This window comes from Devosia sp. (genome assembly GCF_028290625.1).
Classification (GTDB): Bacteria; Pseudomonadota; Alphaproteobacteria; order Rhizobiales; family Devosiaceae; genus Devosia.
This window is the reverse complement of sequence record NZ_JAQGJM010000028.1, coordinates 31,001-46,283: the sequence shown is the minus strand read 5'-3', so window position 1 is coordinate 46,283 and position 15,283 is coordinate 31,001. Positions and strand designations below refer to the sequence as shown.

Genomic DNA, 15,283 nt, shown 5'->3' with positions numbered 1-15,283 from the left:
TACGCTACGGCAACAGGCTGAGGTAAGTCATCAATTCCCGCGCCGCCGCCTCGCCGGCGCGGTTGGCGCCGATGGTGGAGGCCGAGGGGCCGTAGCCGACCAGATGCAGCCGGGGGTCGTTGACAACCTGCGTGGCCAGGCGGCCGGTCATCTTGATGCCGCCTCCGGGCTCGCGCAATTGTAACGGGGCCAGATGATCGAGCGCGCTGCGAAAGCCGGTGCACCAGAGGATCGTGTCAACATCCTGGGTGGTGCCATCGGCCCACTTCACTCCGGTCTCGGTGATTTCGCTGAACATCGGCAAGCGATTGAGCACGCCGCGCTGGCGCATGGCGGCGATGGCGGGCGTCATCCGCAGGCCGGTGACCGAGACCACCGAATGGGGCGGCGCGCCGCGGCGCACCCGCTCCTCGACCAGCGCCACGGCGGCGCGGCCGTCCTCGGGGGTGAAATCCCCCTCGCGGAATTCCGGCTCGCGCCGCGTCACCCAGATGGTGGTGGCGACGCGCGAAATCTCGTCGAGCAGTTGGATGGCCGAAATACCGCCGCCGACGATCAATACGCGCTGGCCGGCGAAATCCGCCGCCTGTCGGTAATCGCGGGTATGGAGTTGGCGGCCCTTGAACAGGTACGCGCCGGGGTACTCGGGAATAAACGGAGTTTCCCAAGTGCCGGTGGCATTGATGATGCCGCGCGCGGAGAAATTGCCCGCATCGGTTTCCACCCGCAGCCGCTCGCCCCGGTTCACCACAGTGCTGACCTTGACCGGACGGAACACCGGCAGGTGGAAATTTTCCTCATAGGCGGCGAAATAATTGGGCACCGCAACCGAGGCCTGCACCTGCGCCTCGGTATTGACCGCATCGGCGAACTTCATGCCCGGCAGGTCGTGGATGCGGTTGACGGTACTCAGCGTCAGGGACGGCCAGCGGAACTGCCAGGCGCCGCCGGCCTGTGGCGATTGATCGAGCACCACAAAACCGCGCGCCGGGGCCAGGCCCAGCCGTTGCAGGTGATAGGCCGAGGACAGCCCGGCCTGCCCCGCCCCGATCACCACGACATCGACCTTGAGGGCGACGCGCGCGACCTCGAGGCCGCCCGGCGCGGGATTTTCTTGTGCGGCGCTCATGGCAAACCTGTCCCGGACCTAGCCGATCTTGCCGCCCAGTTCATCATCGATATAGACGCGCAAGAGCGCATCGAGGTCCGCGTCGGCGGTAAAGCCGAGGGCGATGGCGCGCTGCGGGTCAAAATCCTGGGCCCAGCCGTCGACGATTTTGACGATGGTGGGATCGGGCTCGCGGCGGATCAGGGCGACGGCCTTGGGGCCGGCGGCGCGTTCGAGCGCGGCGATTTCCTCGGCCACAGTGGCGCTGATGCCGGGCATCGACAGATTGCGCTGGGCGCCGAGTTGGGCGGTATCAAGCGTTGCGGCATGGAGCAGGAAGCCGACGGCGGCGCGCGGGCTGGCAAACCAGTGGCGCACGCTATCCGCGACGGGCAGGATTGCCTCCTGGCCGTTGAGCGGCTCGCGCAGGATGCCGGAGAAAAAGCCCGAGGCCGCCTTGTTGGGCTTGCCCGGCCGCACCACGATGGTGGGCAGGCGAATGCCGACACCATCAAGGAAACCGCGCCGCGAGTAATCGGCCAGCAGCAATTCACAGATCGCTTTCTGGGTGCCGTAGCTGGTCAGCGGCGTGTGGTGCTGCGTATCGGAAATGACGGCGGGGAACGGCTGGCCGAATACCGCGATAGACGAGGTGAACACCACGCGCGGGCAATAGTGCTCGACAGCACCGGCATGGCGGATCGCCTCGAACAGCAGGCGCGTGCCATCAAGGTTGATGCGATAGCCCTTTTCGAAATCGGCCTCGGCCTCGCCTGACACGATCGCGGCGAGGTGGAAGATCAGGTCGGGCCGTTCAACGAGCAACTGCTCGGCAATGCCGGGGGAGGAGAGGTCCGCCGCGATGGTCTGTGTGGGAATGGCCGTGTCCGGCTTCGTGGGCGCGATCACGTCGGCCAGGATCATGCCAGTGATCGGCGCGTCGCCGACCGTACCCGTCTGCAGCAAAGCTGCCGTCAGCTTGCGCCCGACCATGCCCGCGGCGCCGATTATCAAGACCTTCATGCGTTTCTCCCTTGCGGGCGCACATCACCATTGTTCAGGCGAAATTGTCCAGTCGGCAAAAACAAAATCGGCGCCCGAAGGCGCCGATTGAAGGGGTATCCGGCTCGGGCAACGTGGCCCCTGCCCTTGCCGTAACGGGATCAGTTGAAGCGGTAGCGCACCGAGGTGCGCAGTTCGTGGACCCAGTTATTGGCGATACTGTAGGGCGCCGGTGCCGCGTCGTTCTCGATCGAATTGATGTAAAGCGCGCGGTAACCGATATCGGCGACGACCGCACCGAAGTCATAACCGACACCGACCATGCCGGCGGCGGCGAAGCTCACATTGGTGTCACGCGTATCGGCAGGACCAGGGCCGGTGGTGATGAAGTCGTTGACCGCAAAACCGGCACCGGCGCCGACATAACCGAAGGCACCGCCGCTGGCGCCGTAGCCACCATTGCCGAAGCCGAAATCGTAGTAGACGTTGGCCAGCGCGACGGTCGAGCGAAGCGACAGCTTGTGGACGCCGTCCGTGACGCCGATCGTGCCGACCGGAACTGTGGCCTGCATGTTCTCGTTGCCGAGATAGTCGACGGTCGCGTCAACCCGCAGCCCGGTGCCGGTCTCGTAGCCAAAGCCGGCGCCGACCGAGTAACCGTAGCCATTGCCATCGATGGCAAAGACATTGGGCGTTGCGGTGGGATGCTGGACTTCCTTGGCCCAGAGCGTATTCCACGCCGCGCTGCCGCGCAGGTAGAACGAGCCCTGCACGCCGTAGTCGACATCGGGAACATCGATGATTGGGGGATATTCGGGGAAGTCGGCGGCAATTGCCGGCCCGCCCACCAGAGTGGCTCCTGCCACCAGAATCGCAGCTGTAAGCTTGCGCATGGAAATTCGTCCTTTGGGTTGCCACGACACCAGTCGATTGACCCCAATATCGGGCAATTTCCTTAAAGCTCACTTAACCTAAAGCTTTAACCCTAATGGGAAGCTAAATAGCTGTGCGCACCTATACTTAGCGGCCAGCGACGTTGCTGACGGCCGTTAAAACAACCTTAATAAATGAGGCTCAGGCGACGTCCTTGATCGCCGCTTCGATCTGGCCCACGACGGTCAGCACGAGGGCCGCATCGTCGGCCTCGCCCATGACGCGGATCACCGGCTCGGTGCCGCTTTCGCGGATCACCAGCCGCCCGCCAAGGCCCAGCATGGCCTGGCCATCGGCGATGGCCTGGATGACCTGCTTGTGCTGCAGCGGCTTGCCGGATTTGAACTTCACGCTGCGCAGCAATTGCGGCACCTTGTCGAAGCGCGCGCAAATCTCGGAGATTTCGCGGTCCTGCTGCTTGAGCACCGCCAGCAATTGCAGCGCCGCCACGAGGCCATCGCCCGTCGTGGTGAAATCGGACAGGATGATGTGGCCGGACTGCTCGCCACCCACATTGAAGCCCTTGGATCGCATGGCTTCGAGCACATAACGGTCGCCCACCTGGGTGCGCTCCAGCGTCAGCCCGATCGAACCCAGATAGCGCTCCAGGCCCAGATTGGACATGACCGTGGCGACGATGCCGCCGCCGAGCAGCATTTCGCGCTCCAGCCAGCTTTGGGCGATCACAGCCATGAACTGGTCGCCATCGACCACATTGCCCTTTTCGTCGATGATGATGACGCGATCCGCATCGCCATCCAGCGCGATACCGATATCTGCGCGCACTTCCTTGACCTTGGCGGAAACGGCCTCGGGGGCAGTCGAGCCGACCTTTTCATTGATGTTGAAGCCATCAGGCTTGTCGCCAATGGTGAAGACCTCGGCGCCCAGTTCCCACAGGGCAACCGGGGCCACCTTGTAGGCCGCGCCATGAGCGCAATCGAGCACCACGCGCAGACCGGCCAGGTCGATATTCCGCGGCAGCGTGCGCTTGGCATATTCGATGTAGCGGGTGCTGGCATCCTCGTCGCGATGGGCGCGGCCGATATCGCGGCCATGGGCGAGGAACTGGGTCATGTCGCTGTCGATCATGGCCTCGATTTCTTCTTCCAGCTCATCGCTGAGCTTGTAGCCATCGGGGCGGAACAGCTTGATGCCGTTATCGTCATAGGGATTATGCGAGGCCGAAATCATCACGCCCAGATCGGCGCGCAAGGACCGCGTCAGCATGGCAACGGCCGGGGTCGGCATCGGGCCGAGCTGGTAGACATCCATGCCCACGGCGGTAAATCCGGCGGTCAGGGCGGTTTCGAGCATATAGCCGGAGCGGCGCGTATCCTTGCCGATCACGACGCGGTTGCGGTGGTCGCCACGAACGAAGGTCTGGCCCGCCGCCATGCCGATCTTGAGCGCCAGTTCAGGGGTCAGCTTGGAGCCGTTGGCCAGCCCGCGAATGCCGTCCGTGCCGAAATACTTCCTGGCCATGTGCTGTCTCTTCCCTGCCGTGCGCGCAATACTAAGCGCGTCTGTCCCACGCGTCCGATAATACCACTTTTGGGCGGAATAGCGGAGATTTCCAAAAAGGAAAAGGGCCGCCCGAGGGCGGCCCCCAAACTAGACCAAACAGATTAGCTGCCCGGCTGCGGCTCGAGCCCGCCTTCCGGCGGTGCATCGGGGCGCTTCTTGCCCGACTTGCCGGCCGATGGCACGCCCGTTGCCTTAGGGGCAGCGGTGCCGTCGTCATCGGGACGAACCGGTGCCTTGCCATCCATCAGCGCGCGCAACTCGTCGCCGGTCAGCGTCTCGTATTCGAGCAGAGCCTGGGCCACGGCTTCGAACTGGTCGATATTACCGGTGATGATTTCGCGGGCGGCCTTTTCGCCGTCCTCGATCAGGCGACGCACTTCGGTATCGATCAGCTTGGCGGTGTCGTCCGACATATTGTTGGACTGGGTCATCGAGTGACCGATGAACACTTCCTGCTCGCTCGACTTGTAGCGCACGCGCCCAAGCTTTTCGCTCATGCCCCATTCCATGACCATGGAGCGGGCCAGCGAGGTCGCCATCTGAATGTCGCCCGAAGCGCCGCTGGTGACCTTATCGGGACCGAACTTGTAGATTTCGGCCTCGCGTCCACCAAACAGCATCGCCAGGCGGGCAACCGCTTTTTCGCGGGAGAACGAATAGCTGTCGCTTTCCGGCAGTGTCATCACCATGCCCAGGGCACGGCCACGCGGAATGATCGTCGCCTTGTGGATCGGATCGATGCCCGCAACCTTGAGCGCGATGATGGCATGGCCAGCTTCGTGATAGGCAGTCAGCTTCTTCTCGTCCTGCGACATGGCCATGGTGCGGCGCTCGGCGCCCATCATGATCTTGTCCTTGGCGTCCTCAAACTCGGCATGGGTGACAAAGCGCTTGTTGCGCCGCGCCGCCAGAAGAGCCGCTTCGTTGACGAGGTTCATCAAGTCGGCGCCTGAGAAGCCGGGAGTACCACGAGCCAGGGTCTTGAGATCCACATCGGGAGCCAACGGCACCTTGCGGACGTGCACCTTGAGCACCTTTTCGCGGCCGGACACGTCAGGGTTCGGCACCACGACCTGACGGTCGAAGCGGCCCGGACGCAGCAAAGCAGGATCGAGAACGTCGGGACGGTTGGTCGCCGCGATCAAGATGATGCCTTCATTGGCCTCGAACCCGTCCATCTCGACCAGCAACTGGTTGAGGGTTTGCTCGCGTTCGTCGTTACCGCCGCCGAGACCGGCGCCACGCTGGCGACCGACGGCGTCGATTTCGTCGATGAAGATAATGCAGGGAGCGTTCTTCTTGGCCTGCTCGAACATGTCACGAACGCGGGACGCGCCGACACCGACGAACATTTCAACGAAGTCCGAACCCGAAATGGTGAAGAACGGCACATTGGCTTCGCCGGCGACCGAACGGGCCAGCAGCGTCTTACCGGTACCCGGAGGGCCGACAAGCAGCACGCCGCGTGGAATACGGCCGCCCAGGCGCTGGAACTTGCCCGGATCGCGCAGGAACTCGACGATTTCCTCAAGGTCCTGCTTGGCCTCGTCCACGCCGGCGACGTCCTCGAACGTCACCTTGCCATGGGTTTCGGTCAGCAGCTTGGCGCGCGACTTGCCAAAGCCCATCGCGCCGCCACGGCCACCGCCCTGCATCTGGCGTATAAAGAAAAACCAGACGCCGATGATGACGATGAAGGGTAGCCAGGAGCTGAGCAGGATCGACCAGAATGGGCTCGATTCCGGCTCGCGCGCGGTGATCGAGACGCCCTTGTCTTCCAGGCGCGTGATGATATCGGCGCCGGCCGGCAGCGTGGTTTCGAAGCGCGAACTATCGTTCATCGTGCCGGAAACGACATCATTGGTGATGACGACGCTGGTGACCTTGCCCGCATTCACGTCGGTGACGAACTGGCTATAGCTCTTGTCGGCGACGGAGGCAGTGTGGGTCGACGACTGGAAGACCTGGAACAGGCCCATCAGCATAAAAAGTATCACCAGCCAGATGGCGAAGTTGCGGAAATTTCCGTTCATCAATCCTGTCCCGGGAGGGTCGGCGCAAAATCGCCGGTTTTGGTGTGCCGAATGTATGTCCCCCATTGGGGCGTTACAAGGGCAAGCCCTGCGGCCCTTTGGGCGTCGCGTCCAGTCTTTTCATCGCGAATGGGTTAATACGCACTGAGGAGTTGGATGGTTCCGGCCCTCAGACGGTTATACCCTCAATCGATCAGTAACGTCACCTTGATCCGCTCGTCGAAGGACCAGCCGCCCAGCGAGAGCACGCCGCCAGCCTCGTCGCGCACGATCGGGGCGGTGCGGATGGCTTCCGCGGGGGCCGTAACCTTGAAGCCGAGGAACTCCTCGAGCCGGTGGCGCGGCAGGTAATCGGCGACGCTGGCCGTCAGCCCCGCCTCGCCCGAGCCGTTGACGATGAGGAAACGCTGGTCCCAGACCAGCTCGGAATGCGGCAATAGCATCGCGTCCGACGGCAGCGCCCTGCCCGGCTCGCGAGCCACGAGGATGGCACCGCCACTGGTGCGCACCACGCAACCATGGGCCGTCGCGGCCTTGGCGAGGTCGCTGGTGGCCAGGGTGTTTTGCAGCCTCTCGACCAGGCCAAGCGCCCGCGGCTTTTGCCGCCCGCCGACAATATTCAGCACCCGCCCGAGCAGGCGCACCGCAATCGCGGGGATCAAGGCCGCATAGTCGGCATGGTCGATCCGCGCGGCCCCAAAGCCGTCCAGCGTGACCAGTTTCTGGAAATAGCCGTCGGCCATCTGGGCGATTGCCGCATCGGCCTCGCCCATGCGCTGGGCGAAGCGGGCCAGCGTCGGCGCGTCGAGGCCGAGCTCGGCCAAGGCCGGCATGGCGTTGCGCCAGCGCACCCGCTCATAATGCGGGTCGGTATTGGAGGGGTCTTGGGCCGGCGTCAGTCCCGCCTCTGCGACCACCGCTTGCAATGCGGATGGGTCGAGATCGAGCAAGGGCCGGTGCACGCGCACGCCCTCGACCGTGGTCATGCTTGCCATGCCCCGCAGCCCCTCGACGCCGCTGCCATGGGCCAGCCGCATCAGCACGGTTTCGGCCTGATCCTGGCGATGATGAGCGGTCAACAGGACCGGGACGCCATCGGCAGCCATCGCCGCGCCCATCAGCCGGTAACGCGCGATCCGCGCCGCTTCCTGCACGCCGGCCTGCGGCTTGGTGCCGGTCCAGCGCAGACCCGTCGCCGGGATGCCCAGGCTTTGGGCGACGGACAACACCATAGCGACTTCGCCGGCCGCCTCCGGCCGCAAGCCGTGATCAACCGAATAGACCTGCAGCCGAGGCGGCTGTTGCCGCCCGCTGGCCCAGCGCTGCGCCAAAACCATCAGCGCCAGGCTATCGGCACCACCCGACACTGCCAGCCCGATGGCCGGCAAATCGGCGACGGAAGCGAAGATCGCCTCCAGCGCCGCCGCATCATCGAGCCTTACGCTGGCGGACATTCGGCCTTGGTCTTTTCCGCCGTCAACCGAGTGAGGAAAGCCGGCGTCAGGTTGGTGTAGCGCTTGTCGATTTCGGCAAAGGTGCGGCAGGCCGTCTCGCGCTCCTCGGCACCCGACAGCGATACGCCCAGCTTGAGCAGCAGGTCCGGCGCGCGCGGATTGTCGGGCGCCTTCTGAAAGGCATTGAGCAGCACTTCGGCCGCCTGGTCATAGGCGGCGCGCTGGATCAGGGCTTCGCCCAGCCAGTTGGACGCATCGGTGGCCTTGGCATTGTCGGGATAAAGGTCGAGAAACTGCGTGAACTGCGTTTCCGCAAACGCATAATCGCCGCGCGTCATCGCCTCGTAGCCGGCATTGAACTGCGCGTCGGCATCGGCATCGCCCGTATTGGCGGCGGGCGCCTTGGGATCAAAGCTCAAATCAATGGGCGGAGCCTCCCCAATCGGCACGGCGGCGCCGGTGCCCAGCGGAATGGCCGCATCGCCATTGCCGGTGCCCACCAACGGATCGCCGGAATTGCCCAGCGTGTCCGCCGGCGTGCTGCCATCGGTGAAGCTCGGATCGATTTCTTCTTCGCCGGGCAGCGGCTTGATGCCCTGCTCGGGAATGTCAGTCATCGGCACGGCATTGGGGTCCTGCGGCAACGCCTCGGACGGCGTCGCGCCATCAGTTTGGGTTGCCGCCGGGGGTTTTCCCGGCGCGCCGCCTTCCAGCGCCGTCAGGCGCTGCTCATTGTCCTGGCTCATGCGTTCGACCAGCGTCTGCATCTGCGTGAGCTGGAAGGTCAGCCCATCGATTTGCCCATTGAGCAGCCGCATCTGTTCCTCGAGCTGCTGGATGCGTACCGACAACTGGGCCGCCTCCTGGCTCTGGGCGACGTGAATGCGCGCCGGCTGGGCATCGCTCATCACCACGCCGCCGATATCGGCGGGCGGCAAGGGCGAAACGCCGAACGCCAGCGAAGGGGCGAAGGCGCCGAGCATCAGCACCGACGCAAGCGCCAGCGTTCGTCCTCGGGATCGGATGGAAAGAGCGGTCAAAGCAGGCCTCCAAAAGGTCGCTGGGAGAGAGCGACGAGCATGGTCTGTAGCGGGCACGCAATAAAGTCGAAATTTGGTCAAAAGAAAGCGCCGGGGCCAATTAAGGGCACCCGGCGCTCTTGCCTCCAGTTTGCACTGGATGGAATGGGCTTTCCCGTTACGGGAGAGCCGGTTTTTTATTGGACAACAGTGACCGCGCGGCGGTTCTGGCTCCAGCACGAGATGTCATTGCAGATCGCCACCGGACGTTCCTTGCCGAACGACTTGGAGGTGATGCGCTGGGCATTGACGCCACGCGACACCAGGTAATTGACCACGATCGAGGCGCGGCGGGCGCCAAGAGCAATATTGTATTCGCGAGTGCCGCGTTCGTCGGCATGACCTTCGATCATGATGCGGTAATTGGCATACTGGTTGAGCCAGGCGGCCTGCTTGTCGAGCGTAGCCGAAGCTTCGGCGGTCAGCGAGGACGAATCGGTCTCGAAGAACACGCGGTCGCCGACCGACACCAGGAATTCCTGCTGGCTGCCCGGAGCGCCGCCACCGGGCCCAAGATTGCCGACACCGGTCAAGCCAGCATTGCTATTGGGCGAACGCGAACATGCCGCAATCGCGACGACGAAAAGCAGCATGGCGGCAGCGCGCAATGCGGTCTTGATGGGTGCGTTGATGTGCACGGGGAAGCTCCTGAAAGGCGATAATCTTAAGGACGCCATTTACCGCGCTTAATCTTAAGACCGGGTTTGCCGGTATAGTTAATTGTTGCCCTTCACGGCTGGAATGTGGCGGGAATCCGGGCTTTTTTGAGATGATGCAGATTGGCCACAGGTGCCAAGGCGGTCACGTTAAGGTTAAGTGGACCGGCGCCCCGGCACTGTCGACAGCCCGTCCACCGACTATAGGCTCCACCAGGAAATGTCGGATTGCGGACGCCGACAGCTCGGGGTGGCTGTTTCGGCGCCACCCCGCAAGTGCCGGCTAGAACTCGTTCCAATCCTGCGCTATCGCCGCATTGCCTTGGCTGAGATACGCGCGCGCTGGCCGTGATTTCGACGGAGCGACCACGACAGGCGCCGTGTGCGACCCAATTGAGCGCGGCACGTCCGCGGTCGCGAACACATCGATGATGTTATCGAGCTCGTTGGCCTGCGCCTCGGTCTGCTCGATCGCCGCATTGGTCTCTTCCACCAGTGCCGCATTGTGCTGGGTCATTTCGTCCATCTGCTGCATGGCGACATTGACCTCACGGATCGCCGAGGCCTGCTCGTGGCTCTCCCGCGAAATCGACTCCAGCGCCGCGGTGTTTTCGCGGATGTCGTCGAGCATGCCATGCAGCTTGGCGGCCGCGTCCGAGACCAGGCGCGAACCGCCCTTGACCTCGTTCGCCGACTGCTCGATCAAAATCTTGACGTCCGCCGATGCTGACGCTGCCGATTGCGCGAGCCGCCGCACTTCCACCGCAACCACGGCAAATCCCTTGCCCGCGTCCCCTGCCCGGGCCGCCTCCACCGAAGCATTCAGGGCCAGCAGGTTGGTCTGGAACGCGATATCGTCGATCAGCCCGATGATGTTGGAAATCTTGCTGGACGAGGCCGTGATGCGATCCATCGCTTCGGTTGCCTGGCCCATCACCGCGCCACTGTCTTCGGCCGTCCGCGAGACCGACTTGGCCTGGACGCTGGCGGCTTGCGCCTTGGTGGCGCTGGCTAGCACGGTCGAGGCGAGCTGCTCCATGGCCGCCGAGGTTTCCTCGATCGCCGCCGCTTGCCGCGTCGTGCGCTCGCTCAGGTCATTGGCCCCAGCCAGAATTTCTCCTGTCGCGGTCTTCAGCGTTCCGGACGTTCCCTTGAGCCTTCCGATGATGTCGGTCAGCGTATCGGCCACGCCGTTGGCGTCGGTCTTCAGCTTGGCGAACGCACCGGAATAGTCGCCAGTCATGCGTCGCGTCAGATCGGTATTGGCCAATGCAGTCAGCACCTGCCCAACATCGGCGATCCCGCGATCGACCGTGGTCACCAGATTGTTGACGCTGCTGGCCAGGCCATTGAGTTCTGGATCGGGGAATTCGGTTTCCACCCGCTTGCTGAAATCGCCGGCGATAGCGGCATCGACCACCTGTCCAAAGGCGCTCTGCAGTTCACCCATCATGCGCTGACGCGCCGCCTGGTCGGCAATGACGCGCATCGCTTCGGCTTCCGTCATCTGGCTGATCTTGAGCCCGTTCTCGCGGAATATTTCCACTGCCCGAGCCATGTCGCCGATCTCGTCCTTGCGGTTTTGCCCCTTCAGCTCGATGTCGAAGTTGTTGTGCGCCAGCGCCGCCATGTTGGCATTGAGCCCAGCAATCGGCCGGCTGATGCTGCGCGCGATCAGCACGCCGATAAGCAGCAGCAACAGCGTTACCCCCAAGGCGATGGCGCCGCTGGTCAAGGCCGCGCTCATGAAGATGCCATCGACCTGCGTCAGCAACACGCCCGAGGCAATGTTCCAGCCCCAGGGACGGAACACTTCAGAATAGCTGAGCTTGTCGAATTCGCCGCCCTTGGGATCCTTGAACAGATAGGTCTCATAGGCCGAGCCGTTGGCCACCGCATTGGTGATCATCTCTTTCATGTAGAGTTTGCCGCGGCCGTCCGCTTCGATCGAGCGGTCATTGCCTTCCTTCTCCGGCTTGGTGGGATGCATCAGCATCACCATGTCGACGGTGTCGATGAAGACATACTCCTTGCCCTGGTAACGGAACCCGCGCAGCGACGCCAAGGCCAGTGTCTTGGCCTCGTCTTCAGTGAACTCGCCTGCCTGCGAGCGGTCATAATAGTTCTGCGCGATGCTGACGGCCGCCTGCACCACGCTCTGCAGCTCGGTGCGTTTGAAATCATCAAGATTGGAGCGCAGTGTATAAAGCTGGAACGCCAGCACCCCGGCAAAGCCCACGGCAAAAACGGCGATGAGGCTGTAAAGGCGACGGGCGATGCTACCAGTGAGGAGGGCTGACACTGTTGGTCTTTCTGATTAGAGATGGCCACTCACGGCGAAGGATGGGCCTGGAACCTGAGTACCTCCCCGGCACTTAAGGTTCGGTAAACCACGTTATCTCTCTGATCGGGGCCTCTCCCAGCAACTTGGAATGCGTCAGCGGCAATCAATTATCGTCGAAATGGCGCAGTTTGCGAAGATACCGCCCGCTAGGTACTTTGCCTACATTTCACGCGGGCTACCGCTCCAATAAATACACCTTGTATGGTCATGGCTTGTTAAGCCTGCTTTCATGATGCTGTGCGGCTTAACGCGTTGTGAAAGCGCCCGGTTCAAAATGGACATAAAGGAGACCTATCATGCCCGCTTTGCGTTCCCTCACCAATATCGTCTTTGCCATTCTCGCCGCCTTCTCCACGCCAGCCCTGGCGCAGGACGTGCCGGCCGTGACGATTACCAGTGCGTCCGGCGCCGTCACCTACGATCGCACCCAGCTTGAGGCCATGGGCCTGGTCTCGGTCAAGACCAAGACGCCATGGAACGAAGGCGTGGTTGATTTCGAGGGTGTCCCCCTCGCAATGCTGCTCGAAAAGGCCAATGCCAAGGGCGACACCACCACCGTCACCGCACTCAACGACTACAGTGTCGACATCCCGACCGCCGATTTCGCTGAATTCGGCGCCATCCTGGCCGTCAAGCGCAACGGCGCCTATATGCCGGTCGACGACCAGGGGCCGTTCTTCGTGATCTACCCGTTCGACAGCAACCCGGTCCTGCAAGGCCAGCCCTACTACGGTCGTGCCGTCTGGCAGGTCAAGGAAATCTCCGTCCAATAGGCCGCGACTAGCGGCCGCCCAACCATGGAATGAACTTTTCCACCTTGCGCGTCCTACGCATAGCACTGACCGTCGTGATCCTGGGTTTCATCGCCTCGGCCTTCTACATCTCGGCCGTGGTTTTCCAGCGTCAGACTGCCCTCGAAGGCGTGGGCCTCGGCAACGTCACCTGGATCGTGGCCCAGGCCCCAAGCGAGTTTGCGCGCCTCGAACAGCGCGTCAGCGCCTTTGGCATGGCGGATGGTCGCACAACTGCCGACGAGGTCAAGCTCCGCTTTGACATCGTTGGCAACCGGCTCAAGACCTTGCGGACCAGGGATATCGAGGCGTTCGCGCTGTCCGATCCGCGCGTCGGCCAAATCCTGGACGACCTCGAAAGCGCCCTCGACAACACCAGACCCCTGCTTGCGGACCTGGCAGAGCCCGGCACGCCCGGCCGCATCCTGGCCATTCTGGAGCCGATCTATCCTAAGCTGGTTCGCCTTTCCACCGATGCCAATGTGTGGAACGTGGCGCGCATCGCGGCGGACCGGGAAAGCCTCTTCGGCCTGCAATGGGCCTTTACCTGGGTCGCCATCGGCATGATCGCCTGCGGCTGCGCGCTGACTGTCCTGCTGCTGCTGCACAACGGCCTTCTGGGTCGCGCCCAAGAGGTTCTGCAGCAGAAGGAGCAGAGCCTGGCCGTGCAGAATGCCCGGTTCGACGCGGCCCTCGATGCCATGTCGCTGGGTCTCGTCCTGCTCGACGCGCAATACCGCATCATCGTCTGCAATCCGCGTTTCCTGGCCATCTTCGGGCTGGACGAAGCCCAGGCCGCGCCCGGAACCCCCATCACCGACCTTGTCGACCCGGAACTGCTGTCCGACGCTAGCCATGAGTTTACCCGCGCCGACGATGACAACGACGACATCGCCGTCCTCAACGATCGCGCCCATCACCTGCCCAATGGCATGGTGCTGCTGGTCTCGCGCGACTCCATGGCCGAGGGCGGCTGGGTCTGCACGTTCGAAGACGTTACCGAGCGTCACCGCGCCCAGAACCGCGTGGTCCACATGGCCCGTCACGACGCCCTGACCGGCATGCCCAACCGGCTCTTGTTCTGGGAAAGCATCACCCAGGCCGTGCGCGGCCTGGACCAGCGCGCCCAGCCCTTTGCCGTGCTTTATCTCGATCTCGACCGCTTCAAGGAAGTCAACGACACGCTTGGCCATCCGGTTGGCGATGTCCTGCTGCGCCAGGTCGCCGAGCGCCTGCGGCATACCTTGTCCCCCCGCGACATTGTCGCGCGGTTGGGTGGCGACGAATTTGCCGTGCTGCACTATTGCCGCGACACGTCCCTCGACAGCACTCTGGAACTGTCCGAGCGCCTCATCGACACCGTCGGGCGGCCCTATCACATCGAGGACCACGAGATTGTCGTCAGCACCAGCATCGGCATCGCCGTAGCCCCGACCGACGGCAGCGATCCCGACCAACTGATGAAGAACGCGGACCTGGCGCTCTATTCCGCCAAGGCCGATGGCACAGGCACCTGCCGCTTTTTCACCTCGCGCATGGAACAGGTGCTGCGCACCCGGCACCTGCTCGAGGCCGACCTGCGCACCGGCATCAAGCTGAGCCAGTTCGAGCTTTTTTATCAACCCCTGATCAGCCTCAAGACCGGCCGGATCGTGTCAGGCGAAGCGCTGATACGTTGGCGTCATCCCGAGCACGGCCTCATCTCGCCGGCCGAATTCATCCCGCTCGCCGAGGAGACCGGCGTCATCGACGTGCTGGGCGAATGGGCATTGCTCCAGGCATGCCGCGACGCGCTGGCCTGGCCCGAACACATTCGCGTTTCGGTCAACCTGTCGCCGGTCCAGTTCCGCAAGGCGGGACTTGTCGATATGGTCAAGACCGTGCTGGCCGATAGCGGGTTCGACCCGAAGCGCCTCGAACTGGAAATTACCGAAACCGTCCTGCTGCGCAACAATGCCGCCAATCTTGAAGCACTGCTTCGGTTGCGCGCCCTGGGCCTGACTATCGCACTGGATGACTTCGGCACCGGCTATTCGTCGTTGAGCTATCTGCAGCGCTTCCCCTTCGACAAGCTCAAGATCGACCAGAGCTTCGTGCGCGACCTCGAAAACCGGCCCGATAGCCTGGCCATCGTGCAGTCGATCGTCACGCTCGGCCGCAATCTGAAAATGCTGACCACGGCCGAAGGCGTCGAGACCCAGGCCCAGCTCGACATCATCACCGAGGCCGGCTGCTCAGAAGCCCAGGGCTACTTTTTCAGCCGGCCTACGCCCGAATCCGAATTCCACGCCATGCTTACCCGGCAGGACCTCGAGAGCGGCCCGCTCCGCTCCAACAAGTGGTGAGGCGGGCCGCC

The 15,283-nt window shown here is 63.3% G+C and carries 11 protein-coding genes; 2 read left to right on the top strand and 9 right to left on the bottom strand.

Going from position 1 to position 15,283, the window contains the following annotated elements:
* Positions 1-4 precede the first annotated feature (4 nt).
* The 9 genes from JWR51_RS15925 to JWR51_RS15885 form a co-directional block, all read right to left on the bottom strand.
* Positions 5-1,129: an NAD(P)-binding domain-containing protein gene (locus JWR51_RS15925; protein ID WP_299749517.1), complete on the bottom strand. Its 1,125-nt coding sequence runs from the start codon at positions 1,127-1,129 to the stop codon at positions 5-7.
* 18 nt (positions 1,130-1,147) lie between these two features.
* Positions 1,148-2,131, bottom strand: coding sequence for a D-erythronate dehydrogenase (denD, locus tag JWR51_RS15920; protein ID WP_299749514.1), 984 nt, complete (start codon positions 2,129-2,131; stop codon positions 1,148-1,150).
* 140 nt (positions 2,132-2,271) lie between these two features.
* Positions 2,272-3,003, bottom strand: coding sequence for a hypothetical protein (locus JWR51_RS15915; RefSeq protein ID WP_299749511.1), 732 nt, complete (start codon positions 3,001-3,003; stop codon positions 2,272-2,274).
* A 181-nt stretch (positions 3,004-3,184) separates the two neighbouring features.
* The gene (gene glmM, locus JWR51_RS15910; protein WP_299749509.1) at positions 3,185-4,528 is read right to left on the bottom strand and encodes a phosphoglucosamine mutase; all 1,344 of its coding nucleotides are present in this window, start codon (positions 4,526-4,528) and stop codon (positions 3,185-3,187) included.
* A 143-nt stretch (positions 4,529-4,671) separates the two neighbouring features.
* Positions 4,672-6,603: an ATP-dependent zinc metalloprotease FtsH gene (gene ftsH / locus JWR51_RS15905; RefSeq protein ID WP_299749507.1), complete on the bottom strand. Its 1,932-nt coding sequence runs from the start codon at positions 6,601-6,603 to the stop codon at positions 4,672-4,674.
* A 185-nt stretch (positions 6,604-6,788) separates the two neighbouring features.
* Positions 6,789-8,057, bottom strand: a complete 1,269-nt coding sequence (gene tilS, locus JWR51_RS15900; RefSeq protein WP_299749504.1) for a tRNA lysidine(34) synthetase TilS — start codon at positions 8,055-8,057, stop codon at positions 6,789-6,791.
* Positions 8,042-9,097 (bottom strand): tol-pal system protein YbgF, encoded by a 1,056-nt coding sequence (ybgF, locus tag JWR51_RS15895; RefSeq protein WP_299749502.1) that lies wholly within the window; start codon positions 9,095-9,097, stop codon positions 8,042-8,044. The genes tilS and ybgF overlap by 16 nt, the downstream gene beginning before the upstream one ends.
* Before the next feature lie 176 nt (positions 9,098-9,273).
* A complete protein-coding gene (pal, locus tag JWR51_RS15890) occupies positions 9,274-9,729 on the bottom strand; it encodes a peptidoglycan-associated lipoprotein Pal (RefSeq protein WP_299749655.1) in 456 nt (151 codons plus the stop codon).
* A 346-nt stretch (positions 9,730-10,075) separates the two neighbouring features.
* Positions 10,076-12,094 carry a methyl-accepting chemotaxis protein gene (locus JWR51_RS15885; protein ID WP_299749499.1) on the bottom strand — a complete coding sequence of 673 codons (2,019 nt, stop codon included), beginning with the start codon at positions 12,092-12,094 and terminating at the stop codon, positions 10,076-10,078.
* Positions 12,095-12,432: 338 nt separating this feature from the next.
* On the opposite strand from JWR51_RS15885, the gene JWR51_RS15880 reads away from it, so the two are divergent.
* Both JWR51_RS15880 and JWR51_RS15875 read left to right on the top strand, forming a co-directional pair.
* Positions 12,433-12,909 carry a molybdopterin-dependent oxidoreductase gene (locus JWR51_RS15880; protein WP_299749496.1) on the top strand — a complete coding sequence of 159 codons (477 nt, stop codon included), beginning with the start codon at positions 12,433-12,435 and terminating at the stop codon, positions 12,907-12,909.
* A 29-nt stretch (positions 12,910-12,938) separates the two neighbouring features.
* Entirely contained in the window at positions 12,939-15,272 is a 2,334-nt protein-coding gene (locus JWR51_RS15875) for an EAL domain-containing protein (protein ID WP_299749493.1), read from the top strand.
* Positions 15,273-15,283 lie beyond the last annotated feature (11 nt).

Excerpts from the sequence above, each read along its gene's own strand:
- JWR51_RS15925 (WP_299749517.1), bottom strand. The coding sequence starts at position 1,129 with ATGAGCGCCGCACAAGAAAATCCCGCGCCGGGCGGCCTCGAGGTCGCG.
- denD (WP_299749514.1), bottom strand. The coding sequence starts at position 2,131 with ATGAAGGTCTTGATAATCGGCGCCGCGGGCATGGTCGGGCGCAAGCTG.
- JWR51_RS15915 (WP_299749511.1), bottom strand. The coding sequence starts at position 3,003 with ATGCGCAAGCTTACAGCTGCGATTCTGGTGGCAGGAGCCACTCTGGTG.
- glmM (WP_299749509.1), bottom strand. The coding sequence starts at position 4,528 with ATGGCCAGGAAGTATTTCGGCACGGACGGCATTCGCGGGCTGGCCAAC.
- ftsH (WP_299749507.1), bottom strand. The coding sequence starts at position 6,603 with ATGAACGGAAATTTCCGCAACTTCGCCATCTGGCTGGTGATACTTTTT.
- tilS (WP_299749504.1), bottom strand. The coding sequence starts at position 8,057 with ATGTCCGCCAGCGTAAGGCTCGATGATGCGGCGGCGCTGGAGGCGATC.
- pal (WP_299749655.1), bottom strand. The coding sequence starts at position 9,729 with ATGCTGCTTTTCGTCGTCGCGATTGCGGCATGTTCGCGTTCGCCCAAT.
- JWR51_RS15880 (WP_299749496.1), top strand. The coding sequence starts at position 12,433 with ATGCCCGCTTTGCGTTCCCTCACCAATATCGTCTTTGCCATTCTCGCC.
- JWR51_RS15875 (WP_299749493.1), top strand. The coding sequence starts at position 12,939 with ATGAACTTTTCCACCTTGCGCGTCCTACGCATAGCACTGACCGTCGTG.